This window comes from Sulfurimonas sp., assembly GCF_027056685.1.
Classification (GTDB): domain Bacteria; phylum Campylobacterota; class Campylobacteria; order Campylobacterales; family Sulfurimonadaceae; genus Sulfurimonas.
The window spans coordinates 19,228-30,575 of record NZ_JALUKE010000109.1; the positions used below are offsets into that span (position 1 = coordinate 19,228).

The window sequence follows — 11,348 nt, forward strand, 5'->3', positions numbered from 1 at the left end:
TCCTTACCTGCTTTTTCTACAGTTTATAAAATAATGTTGTACACCATCAGCAAGTCCTTTTGCCAATGTTTTTTGATAGCTTCTATTTACAAGTCTCTTGGCTTCTCTTGGATTTGTGATAAAACCTGTTTCTACTAGAACAGCAGGCATCTGAGCACCAACAAGTACCCAAAATGGACCTTCTCTCACTCCTGCATCTTTAACATATCTATACCTCTTTTTCAAAGATGCCAATGCACTTCTTTGTAAATCAATTGCCAATTTATTCGCAGCAATAATGTTGTGAGAATTAAGTGTATTTAAAAAACTCTCTTTTCCATAATAATTCATATCTATCAAATCACTAGAGTTTTCAATTGCCGCAACTCTTTTAGCCCTGCTTGAACGAGATTTGGACAAATAGTAGGTCTCAAGCCCATATGTTTTTTTTGCATTATGCTTGCTCACTGCATTTGCGTGAATACTTATAAAAATATCAGCATTTTTTCTATTGGCAAATTTCGTTCTATTTCTGAGTTTGACAAAATAATCACCATCTCTCGTCATATATACTTTGTAACCTCGGGCTTTTAAAATATTTCGAAGCTCTTTACCAATAGCCAAAACAACATTTTTTTCTTTATACCCTCTATAACCAATAGCACCAGGATCTTTACCTCCATGACCAGGGTCAATAACAATAATTTTATTTCTATCTATTCTTGTAGGAGGCTTAATTCTATGTTGATACTTCACCGTATTATGTATAATTTTATTACTACTAATTCTCACTATAATTTTTGTCGGCTTCTTACTAAAACGGACATTAATAGGTGAACTATTTTCTATCACTAAACGCAGCATATTTGGATTATATTGAGAAAGTTTAATCTTACTTACACCCTCTTTTCGAAGTGTCTGTGACCTTGTAAGCATAGAGGCATGAATATTAAAAATATACTGATACATTTTTCTTTTAGCATCATATTTATTATAATAATTTATCTGATTATTTCGCAGTTTCTTATCAAAGAGAAGTTCTAAATTACCATTTTTCCAGAGTATGGATTGTAGTTTATGTGAAGATTTTATTTTAATTTTTGTTCTTTTTTTGGCACTGTATCTCTTTTTTATATGCAAAGATTTTGAAAGTTCCTTAGCATAGACAGAGACATCAATATGAAGCTTTTTTCCTGTTCTTGTAATTCCTCTTAAGGATTTTAAACGCAGCCAATTATTGTCATTCATCAACGCTTGTAAGTAGAGATTTTTGTAATCATTGTAAGCTTTAAACTGCTCACTTTTAGCAGGAGATCTCTCAAACGCAACGGCACGCTTTAAAATATTTTTGTCACTAAGCGCATAAAGCGAGAGGGAAAATAGTAATGAAAAAAGGAAGAAGAAACGAATAACTAAAATATTATTCGCCCTGTGTTAATTTATCTAACAACTCTTTTACAGTTATTATTTTATCAAGTTTATATCCATTTGTTCCAGAGAAGAAGAGTCCTGTCTCTAAATTTCCTTCATATGCATCACTAAGTCTATCCGCAATACAAAAACCAACGACTTTTGCCTCTTCCCCGCGGTTACAAGGAGCAACACAATTTGAAATACACTTAATAGCAGGACCTTCTCTTTTATCTACCAAATGTGTAAGATTTGTTACAACACCTTGTGCCGGATAGCCTACAGGAGAGCCCATAAGTTTAATGTCACCCTCTTTTGCATCAAGTAAAACTTTTTTAAAGTTTGCATGAGCATCGCATTCAAAAGTACCAATAAAACGCGTTCCCATTTGAACACCACTAGCACCAAGATTCATCATCTCTTCAATATCATTTTTATCCCAAACACCACCAGCAGCAAAGACTGGCATTGCACCCCATTCTGCTGCTTCTGCAACAACAGGTTTAACAAGATTTTCAAGCTGATATTCAGGCATAGCACACTGATCATATGTAAAACCCTGATGTCCACCACTTTTTGGACCTTCTAAAATTACAGCATCAGGAAGACGGTTATAACGCTTTTGCCATCTTCTACAAATAATTTTTAATGCTTTTGCAGATGAAACAATAGGTACAAGCGCTACATCAGGATACCCCTCAGTAAATTCAGGCATATTTGTTGGCAACCCTGCCCCTGTGATAATGATGTTTACACCACCTTCACAAGCATCACGGACAACACGACCATAGTCATTAATGGCATACAAAACATTTGCTGCTAATGGCTTAGTCCCACAAATTTTTCTTGCATTTTTAATGATTTCATGAAAACCCTCTTTTGAATAAAAGTTTGTTTCACTTAAAGGTCTATCAGATACAAGTTTTTTTGCAAACTCTTTATTTTTATAATAACCAGTACCAACTGAGCTAACCACCCCAAGAGCCCCTTCTTTAGATACACTACCAGCAAGTTGATCCCAACTGATACCAACACCCATTCCACCTTGAATAATAGGAATTTCTATCTCATATTTACCAATTTTTACAGATTTAAAACTCATTAATTCACCTTCAATTTTGCAAATTTTCTTTTTCCAACTTGTAGAAGATACTCTCCAATTGTTAATTGTGACTTATCATCCAAAACTTTTATCTGGTCTATTTTAACACCACCTTGCTTAATATCTCTTCTAGCTTGAGAAGTAGATGGCTCAAGAGCACAATCAACTAAGGCTTTACATATCCAAATATCTTCACTAGCAGTAAATTCTGCAATATCTGTTGGTATTTGACTCTTAGCATGTACTTTTTCAAATTCAGCTTTAGCATTCTGCGCAGCTTCATTACTATGAAAACGAGCTGTTATTTCAAATGCTAAATCTTCTTTTACTTTTTTAGGATGAAGAGTTTGGTCATAAACACCTTGTTGTAAAGCTGCTATCTCATCTAAGGATTTATTGCTCAAAAGTTCATAATAACGCCACATCAGATCATCTGAAATGCTTAAAACTTTTCCAAACATATCATTTGCTGTATCAGATACACCGATATAGTTTCCTAAAGATTTACTCATCTTTTGAACACCATCAAGACCTTCTAAAATAGGCATCATCAACACAGCTTGTTGCTTTTTTATACCATATGCTTTTTGAAGTTGACGTCCCATTAAAAGATTAAATTTCTGATCAGTACCACCAATTTCCACATCTGATTTAAGATATACGCTATCATAGCCTTGTAAAAGCGGATACATAAATTCACTTGTCGCAATAGGTGTATTTGATTTAAAACGCTTTGAAAAATCATCACGCTCTAGCATACGCGCAACCGTTAAGTTAGATGCCAGAGTAATCATATCTGCAGCACTCATATTACCCAACCAATCATCATTATAGACAATATCAGTCTTGCTTTCATCTAAAATCTTAAATGCCTGTGTTGTATAACTAGAAATATTTTTTACAATATCCTCTTTTGAAAGCACCTTTCTTGTAATATTTTTTCCAGTAGGATCTCCAATAGTTGCCGTAAAACTTCCTATAAGAAACTGAACTCTCGCTCCATATTTTTGAAAAATTGCAAGCTTTTGCAGAAGCACAGTATGTCCAAGATGTAAATCAGGTGCAGTCGGGTCAAATCCAGCTTTTACAGTATATGTTTTACCCTCTTCAAAATAAGCCTTTAATAATTTCTCAACTCTTTCATTGTCAATTATCTCTGCACTACCTCTTTGTATTTCTCTAAGCGCTTCGTTTATCATCTCTATTTCTCTTTCTTTAATTTTTATATGCATCGTTAGTTTGCACTAAATCAATCACTTTAATTTTTGAGTCTATTTTAGCACGAAATGCATTAATATCTGCTTCTTTTGTTTCAAATTCAAGTTCACAGAACTTCGTATAGTCTCCTGAATTTTTACCAAGTTCAATAGAATTAATATCTATATCTAATTTTACTAAATAACTTAAAAAGTCTGCAAGTGCTCCTTTTTCGTTGTGCAAGGAGGCAATAAGTTTGTATCTATATATTTTTCTTTGTGCCCATTTTATAAATACCATTGGTTCATAATTATTGATTTTCGCAAGAGCATTTTTACACATTTTATGGTGAACATGTACTTTTGACTTATCTAAAAATGCCATAATTTCATCACCAGATTTTGGATGACAACAATAATCAAAAACCACATTGCTAATATGTGAAGAAGAGTAAATCTCCAATCCCGCCATTGTAAACTTTTTAAGCTTAAATCTATGTCTAGCAACAAAACTTTTAAATCTACTATTTTTACTAATATCTTTTGTATATTTTCCAATAAGATTTTTCAAATGATCAACATCATCAACTATATTTATATAATTAGTACAATTATGAGATTCTAACCAATCCTGTACCCGAGAATGATTTAGATTCATTACTGTAGCAATAATATTAATAGCTATTTTTGAGTTTATCTCTTTAATTCTTGCATTACAAATGAAACGCATATTTGTTTTTGCCTTGGAAGTTTTCACTGCGTTTAGCCAACTACATCGAGGAATATCTGATTCACCCGTAAGAATTCTAACAATATCACCATTATTTAATTCAGTAAGTAGCGATGATTTATTTTTATTTACAAGAGCACTTATTGCTCTGTTTCCAACCGCAGTATGTACTGCATAGGCAAAATCAAGAGCAACAGCCCCACGAGGCAAAGTAAAGACATCGCCAGTCGGAGAAAAGACTGATATATCCTCTGAGTAAAGGTCATTTTTTATAAGATCATAAAATTCTTCTGCTGATTCATTCTGATACTGTAAACTATCCAGCCAATCAAGCTTGACATTGTTCCCACCACTTTTATATTTCCAATGTGCTGCAACACCAAGTTCAGCAGTTTTATGCATCTCAAAAGTACGAATTTGTACCTCAAAAATAGCAGTATTATAAAAAACAGTTGTGTGGATTGTCTGATATCCATTATCTTTTGCAATAGAAATATAATCTTTAAATCTTGAAGCTAAAGGACGAAAGTTTAGATGTACCAATCCTAAAATAGTGTAACACTGAACTGGCTCTTTTGTAATAATTCTTACAGCTAATAAATCTAGTATTTCATCAATACTCACACCTTTACGCTGCATTTTTAGATAAATAGAATATTTATGTTTTATACGAGAAAGAATTTCAAAATCCTCTTCATGCAGATATGTATCAATTTTTTGTTTCTCTTTTGGAAAAAGATAGCCAAAACTCAAATCTTCAAGTATATTTTTTAAAAATGAAATTCCTAAACGGTGAGCAATAGGAGCATAAACTACAAGTGTCTCTTCTGATATTCTTTTTTGTTTATCAGGTTTCAATGCATCTAAAGTAAGCATATTATGAAATCTATCGCACAGTTTTACAACTAATACACGAACATCTTTTATACTTGCTAAAAGCATTTTTCTAAAAGTTAAAGCAGAAAGAATAAGCCTCTCATTTGATGAAGATGGTACGAGTTCATTGTCACGAAGAGAATCAATTTTGGTAAGACCAGCCACTAAATGTGCGACATCTTTACCAAAATGCTCTGCAATTTCTTCAATAGATACATCAGTATCTTCTACCACATCGTGTAGCAAAGCTGAAATAGCCATAGATTCATCGCTTGTAATTGAAACAACAATAGCTGCAACCAAAATAGGATGAACAACATAAGGCTCACCACTTTTTCGCACCTGGTGCTTATGAGATTCTTTAGAAAAAGCAAGTGCTTTATTTAAAATTTGACTTGGAGGAACTTGGTCAAATAAATATGTGGTAGCAGAGTCCACATCATGGATATTTCTAATTATATCTATATCTAGTTGACTCGGCGGCAAAATATTACTTTACTTGGTCTGTAAAGCCTTTAACAAGGACAAGACCTTCTGCAATTTCCATAAGTGCTAAATCTGCAGATTTAATACGATTTGTATTTACATTTAACTTGCTAACTACACCATTTTCTAACTCATCACATCTCTTTGCTACAGCAATTGCCAACTGATAACGGTCTAAATTTGGATTTTCATCTAAAATTTTTGCTGTTAATTCTTCAATTTTCATTTTCTTCCTTTTTATAAAACTTATCTAACTATAGAACATTTACTCATGTTCCCATTCAATATATCTAAAAGATTTCCTTCAACAGACATGTCACAAACTATGATTGGGAGTTTGTTGTCTTTTGCCAGAGCTATAGATGTATCATCCATAACTTTAATATGATCTTGTAATGCCTGATCATATGTAAGCTCATGTAATTTTACAGCATCATTATACTTCACGGGGTCTTTGTCATAAACACCGTCTACTTTTGTAGCTTTAATAATAACTTCCGCACCAATTTCTACCGCTCTAAGTGTCGCCGCAGTATCTGTAGTGAAGAAGGGGTTTCCTGTTCCTGCCGCAAAGATTACAACACGATTCTTTTCAAGATGGCGTGTCGCTTTACGATTTATATAAGGTTCTGCAATTTGTTCCATTTTAATTGCAGTCTGCATACGTACTTCTAGTCCAGCATACTCACAAGCTTCTTGCATAGCTACACCATTAATTACTGTCGCCAACATTCCCATATAATCACCAGATGTTCGCTTAATAATACCATCTTGTGCAGCTGTAACACCACGAATAATATTTCCACCACCAATAACTATACCCACTTCAATACCAGCATCTACAAGAGATTTAATCTCCTGCGCAATGTATTTAAGTATTTTAGTGTCAATTCCATGACCTGCTTCACCAGCGAGAGCTTCACCCGAAAACTTAACTAGAACACGTTTTTTAGTCATGTATACACCTTTTTTATAAAATCTTGGTATTATACAGAATCTTGGCTTTTACTTTGCTTTGGATCTAAGTATCTCTACTTCTGTGCCTCGTCTTTAGCGCTTTTTAACAGGTATTTTTTATCTTCTCCGTCATTTGTAAAAGTACTTTTTCCCAATCTAATTGAGTATTTTGGAAAAGTAGTTATAATCCTTTGCAATACTATATTGTAATTCTTTTTTTCCAAATACTCATTAAATAAAATCACAAATTCATCTGTGTTTATTTGAGCAAGAGAGTCCTCATTTCTGATACATTCGGAAAGTTTATTTGCTGCGTTTACAATATCTTCATCATTCTCGTAATATTTTAATTTAATATAAACAAATAAAAAAGTTTTTTTATGTCTTAAAGCTCGATCAATTTGTTCTTTTAGTAAAATATCAAAATTAGCTTCATTAGGCAAAGAAGTAATGGAATTAAAATAGGCATCTTTAATCAATGTCTCAGAACTTTCTCGAAGATTATTAATAGTACTTCTCTGAATAATATTTAGAATAATACTTCCAATTGAAATCATAACTAACCCAATAAGCATATATAAATATAATTCAGATTCAAACATAAAAAATAGACTCCCCTTTATTAACTTATAAAAGATTGTAGCATATAAAAGAGTCAGATGTAAATTCTTTAATAATAAAGCGATATAATTACCTAAAAAATATGGTGGATATATGTCAAAATTTTTACAATTTCGTTGTGACTTAGACAATTTTATAGATGAGCTTCAAGATAAAATAGATAACAATAATACAAAAGTAAAAGAACTTTTAACACAAAAAGAGCCAGATTACGCTAATTTTGTTAAACCATTTGAGATGATGGAAGAAGATTTAGAAGAGTTTTTCACACCTCTTTCTCACCTAAACTCAGTCAATAATTCTGAACAAACACAAGAGGTTTATACCGCTGCTTTACCAATAATTACAGAATATTCTACATTACTTTCTCAAAATTTAGAGATATATAATGTCTATAAAACTATTTTAAAAGAAGAAGCAAATACACTTAATGAAGAACAAAAAAGAGTCCTTGAATTAAATATTCAAAACTTTGAATTAAGTGGTGCTCATCTTGATGAAAAGACGAAAAAAAGATTACAGGAGATAAATATATCTTTAAGTGAATATTCAAATCAATTTTCTCAAAATCTACTCAATGCAACCAATACTTATACATATATTATTGAAGATGAACAAGATATACAAGGATTACCTCAAGGTGAAATTGAGAATGCAAAATTTGAAGAAGATGGAAAAATAAAATATAAACTTACACTTCAAATGCCTTCATACATTGCATACATGACCTATGGAAAAAATAGAGAAATAAGAGAGGAACTTTACCGTGCTTATGTATCAAGAGCCCCTCAAAATACAGATTTAATTGATAAAATTCTTGCACTTAAATATGAAATGAGTAAGCTTTTAGGATTTGAAAACTACGCACAACTCTCATTAGCAACAAAAATGGCAAAAGATGAAAAAAGTGTTTTAAATTTTTTAAATTCACTCTTAGATAACTCTATTGCTCAAGCAAAAAATGAGCTACAAGAGTTACAAAACATAGCACCACATGAACTTAAAAGCCATGATACGGCATATTATTCTGAAATTTTAAAAAAAGAACAATATGATATTGATGAAGAGGAATATCGTCCCTATTTTGAGCAAGAGAGCGTAGTCAATGGAATGTTTGAATTTTTACACAAGCTTTTTAACATTCGCTTTGAGAAAATAGATGAAGAGCTATGGCATCCAAAGGCCTCATCATATAATGTTTATGAAAATGAACAATTAAAAGCAAAAATTTACCTTGATTTAGAAGCAAGAGAGTCTAAGCGAGGTGGAGCGTGGATGCATAACTGGCAATCTCACTGTACCAATGAAAAAGAGGAAGAACTTCCTGCTACTGCATTTGTAGTTTGTAACTTTCCATCCTCTAGTGAAAATACACCATCTCTCTTGCGTCACGATGATGTTGTAACTCTCTTTCATGAAATGGGACATACTATTCATCATATACTTAGTAGTGTAAATGAAAATGAAGTTAGTGGTGTAAATGGTGTCGAATGGGATGCCGTAGAATTTCCATCTCAATTCTTAGAGAATTTTGCTTATGAACCAAAGGTTCTTCAAATGTTTGCAAAACATTATAAAACAGAAGAGATTTTACCAGATATTATGATAGAAAAACTTGTTAAAAGTAAAAACTTTCTCTCAGCTATGGGAATGCTAAGACAGTTAGAATTTTCAATTTTTGATTTTCAACTCCATACAAAACTCTATAAAGGAGATGAAATACAAAATCTACTTGATATAATTAGAGAAAAAACAGCACTTATAAAGCCTCCAAAATATAACAAATTTCAAAATGGTTTTGCCCATATTTTTGCTGGTGGATATGCTGCTGGATACTATAGCTATAAATGGGCAGAAGTTTTAAGTGCAGACCTTTTCTATGAAATAATTGATGAAGGTATATTTAACTCACAAATAGCACAAAAATATCTTACAACAATCTTACATAAAGGTGGTTCGCAAAGTATGGGTATTCTTTACCATGAGCTTATGGGAAGAGAGCCTGATGTATCTAAACTTTTGAGACTCAACGGTATAAAATAAGTGAAATTTTTTACTCTTTTTTTACTCTTTTCAACTCTATTATTTGGAGAAAATATTTTGAAAATAGCAACATACAATGTAGAAAATCTTTTTGATTTACACAAAAGTGGAAATGAGTATAAAGAGTATATTCCCTTTACAAAATCTAATTGGAATAGAAGAACTTATAAAATTAAGCTAAAAAATATTGCTCATGTTATTAAAGATATTAACGCAGATATAATAGCCCTTGAAGAGATAGAATCACTTCAAGCTTTAAAAGATTTAAGATACCAACTCAAAAGAGATGGACTTTACTATAAATACTATAAGATAGCAAATTTAAAGAACACCACAATTAAAGTGGCTATTTTAAGTAAAATACCATTTGTTTACACAGAAGAAATTTCCGTTACAAGCTCATATAAATATAGAAATATACTAGAAGCTAAATTTAAAATAAATAACGAAGATTTATATATTTTAGTTAATCATTGGAAAGCAAAATCTGGTGCAGAGAGTATGAGAGTAGTCTCAGCAAAAAAACTTTTAAAACGAGTAAAAGAGCTTGGTGCAGATAAAAACATTATTGCAGTAGGAGATTTTAATTCAGATTATGAAGAGTATAAATTATTTAAACGCAAAAGAAGACTCAATGATACAGATGGTAAAACAGGCATAAATAATATTTTAGGAACGATATACTATCAAGACAAAAGCAATAAAGTTAAAGTAGCATCATATAAATTTTACAATCTTTGGTATGATATTCCTTCTAATGAAAGATACTCTTATATATTTCGCAATAAAAAAGAGGCAATAGACAATATTTTAGTTACTAAAACACTTCTTGATCATAAAGGTCTTGATTATAAACAAGGTTCTATAAAATCATTAAAGAAAAAGTATCTCTTTCACGGCAAACATATATACAGATGGCAGGTAACACGTCAATATCCTTATAGAAATAAAGGTAAAGGATATTCAGACCATCTACCAGTTATAGCAGAGTTCACCTATTAAGATTGGGCGATCAAAGACACCAATCAATCTCTGCTTTTGCATGCATTTTTAGATACTTATTTGTTTTAGAAAAAGGTTTTGAACCAAAAAAACCTCTATATGCAGAGAGTGGAGAAGGATGTGGTGCTTTTAATATAAGATGCTTAGATGTATCAATTAATTTTTCTTTCATCTGAGCAGGCTTACCCCATAAAATAAACACAACATTTTCAAGCTTATCACTAATAGCTTTTATAGTAGCATCTGTAAAATATTCCCACCCTTTACCACGATGAGAACCTGCTGTAGCAGCACGTACACTCAAAACAGCATTAATTAGAAATACACCTTGCTGTGCCCACTTTGAGAGATTACCACTTTTTGGAAAATCACAACCTATATCTTCATGCAATTCTTTTAAAATATTAACTAGAGATGGTGGAAATTTAGTACCATCTTGCACAGAGAATGCTAAACCATGTGCCTGATTTTCTCCATGGTAAGGATCTTGACCAATGACAACAACCCTCACATCATTAAATTTAACTAGGTTATATGCCGTAAATAAGTCTTTATTCTTTGGAAAAACAGTGTACTGCTTTTCTTCCTGAACTAAAAAAGCTTTAAGAGAAGAAAAATACTTTTTCGTAAATTCTTCTTTTAAAACATTTTTCCAACTCTCATCAATTTTTGGATTTACAGAATACAAATTAATATACCTTTTTTGAAATAATATCATAAAGAAACTAATAAAAAAGACATAGAAATATGTAAAACAGATTCTAAAATATCATAAATAAAAGACACAAGGCAGTAAAGCAAGAAGAAGAATAATAAGAAACAAATAAATTAATAAATAAGTAATTAGAGAATAAAGAGTGAAGTAAAAGTAAAGAACGATTAACTAGGCAGCGACCTACATTTCCACACCTGAAAGGTGCAGTATTATCAGCGATGAGAGGCTTAG

General features: G+C 31.8%; 10 protein-coding genes. 2 read left to right on the forward strand and 8 right to left on the reverse strand.

Annotated elements, in window-relative coordinates:
* Positions 1-3: 3 nt before the first annotated feature.
* From MVY38_RS04790 to MVY38_RS04820, 7 genes are all read right to left on the reverse strand, one after another.
* Positions 4-1,227 (reverse strand): N-acetylmuramoyl-L-alanine amidase, encoded by a 1,224-nt coding sequence (locus MVY38_RS04790; protein WP_297484022.1) that lies wholly within the window; start codon positions 1,225-1,227, stop codon positions 4-6.
* A gap of 172 nt (positions 1,228-1,399) precedes the next feature.
* Positions 1,400-2,491: a nitronate monooxygenase gene (locus tag MVY38_RS04795; protein ID WP_297484023.1), complete on the reverse strand. Its 1,092-nt coding sequence runs from the start codon at positions 2,489-2,491 to the stop codon at positions 1,400-1,402.
* On the reverse strand, positions 2,491-3,690 hold the full coding sequence (gene tyrS / locus MVY38_RS04800) for a tyrosine--tRNA ligase (protein WP_297484030.1): 1,200 nt from the start codon (positions 3,688-3,690) through the stop codon (positions 2,491-2,493). Before tyrS ends, MVY38_RS04795 begins: the two co-directional genes overlap by 1 nt.
* A 16-nt stretch (positions 3,691-3,706) precedes the next feature.
* Positions 3,707-5,779: an HD domain-containing protein gene (locus MVY38_RS04805; RefSeq protein WP_297484024.1), complete on the reverse strand. Its 2,073-nt coding sequence runs from the start codon at positions 5,777-5,779 to the stop codon at positions 3,707-3,709.
* 4 nt (positions 5,780-5,783) lie between these two features.
* The gene (locus MVY38_RS04810) at positions 5,784-6,005 is read right to left on the reverse strand and encodes a DNA-directed RNA polymerase subunit omega (RefSeq protein WP_297484025.1); all 222 of its coding nucleotides are present in this window, start codon (positions 6,003-6,005) and stop codon (positions 5,784-5,786) included.
* A gap of 20 nt (positions 6,006-6,025) precedes the next feature.
* Positions 6,026-6,736, reverse strand: a complete 711-nt coding sequence (gene pyrH / locus MVY38_RS04815; protein WP_297484026.1) for a UMP kinase — start codon at positions 6,734-6,736, stop codon at positions 6,026-6,028.
* 74 nt (positions 6,737-6,810) lie between these two features.
* Entirely contained in the window at positions 6,811-7,338 is a 528-nt protein-coding gene (locus MVY38_RS04820; protein ID WP_297484027.1) for a diguanylate cyclase, read from the reverse strand.
* A 112-nt stretch (positions 7,339-7,450) separates the two neighbouring features.
* On the opposite strand from MVY38_RS04820, the gene MVY38_RS04825 reads away from it, so the two are divergent.
* A complete protein-coding gene (locus tag MVY38_RS04825) occupies positions 7,451-9,400 on the forward strand; it encodes a M3 family metallopeptidase (RefSeq protein ID WP_297484028.1) in 1,950 nt (649 codons plus the stop codon).
* Between the two features lie 57 nt (positions 9,401-9,457).
* Entirely contained in the window at positions 9,458-10,402 is a 945-nt protein-coding gene (locus tag MVY38_RS04830) for an endonuclease/exonuclease/phosphatase family protein (RefSeq protein ID WP_297484029.1), read from the forward strand.
* A gap of 10 nt (positions 10,403-10,412) precedes the next feature.
* On the opposite strand, the gene MVY38_RS04835 is transcribed toward MVY38_RS04830, so the two are convergent.
* Entirely contained in the window at positions 10,413-11,096 is a 684-nt protein-coding gene (locus MVY38_RS04835) for a uracil-DNA glycosylase (RefSeq protein WP_297484031.1), read from the reverse strand.
* Positions 11,097-11,348 lie beyond the last annotated feature (252 nt).